The sequence below is a fragment of the Kocuria oxytropis genome (genome assembly GCF_040981195.1).
In the GTDB taxonomy this organism is placed as follows: Bacteria; Actinomycetota; Actinomycetes; order Actinomycetales; family Micrococcaceae; genus Kocuria; species Kocuria oxytropis.
Genome location: NZ_JAVFXA010000069.1, coordinates 1 through 765 on the forward strand (window position 1 = coordinate 1; position 765 = coordinate 765).

Here is a 765-nt window from a genome sequence, read left to right on the forward strand (position 1 = left end):
ACTGCCCCAACAGTAGCTGGAACAAACACAGATGTCAACCTCGTAGGTTCATTCACCAAGATTGGCGGCAAAGACAATCAGGGTCTTGCAGACACCGACTACATCATCGGCAAGGATAAGTTCTGGCGTGTCTCTGACTTGACGGGTGGCAAGGGTGTAGGCAGCAAACCTATGCATGCATATATCCATCCTGTCACAGCATCTAATGCAAGAGCAGCCATGCTGAGCATCGGAAAGGGTGATGGCACTACTGCCATTGACAACCTCAACGCTATCAGCAACGATGCCAATGCAGAATACTATGATGCGAATGGTCGTCGTACCAATGGTCTGCAGAAGGGTCTGAACATCGTGAAGCGTGGCAGCAAGACTTATAAAATTATGGTTAAGTAAAGAATTTTAAAATCAAAAGGATATGAAAAAGAAAGAATATAAAAAGCCAGAGATACAGGTGGTAAACATCACCTCTTGCACCCTCCTTGCAGCATCTACTATGAAGCAAGGAAGAGGTGACAGTGGTAGACCAGAAATGGAAGACGACTGGTATTATGGTGATTAACAGTCATTATAACGCCTAACGGCATAATACAGGAAGCCCCCGGTGCTATACGCATCGGGGGCTTTTACCATTTTCTTCCTTCCTGAGCCTTCTTATTTTAAACTAATATCGATTCTAAAAAATCAGCAGGAGTCTGCACATTTTCTGCAAAATCCCTAAAGTCCTTTACATTTCTTGTTACTATCACATCTACTTGATGGAGCAAA

At 43.8% G+C, this 765-nt stretch carries 1 protein-coding gene; it reads left to right on the forward strand.

All coding sequences use genetic code 11. From position 1 onward, the window contains the following. Positions 1–393 (forward strand): hypothetical protein (locus QYM41_RS17605; RefSeq protein ID WP_368801066.1); only part of this gene is annotated, 393 nt, incomplete at its 5' end. Positions 394–765 lie beyond the last annotated feature (372 nt).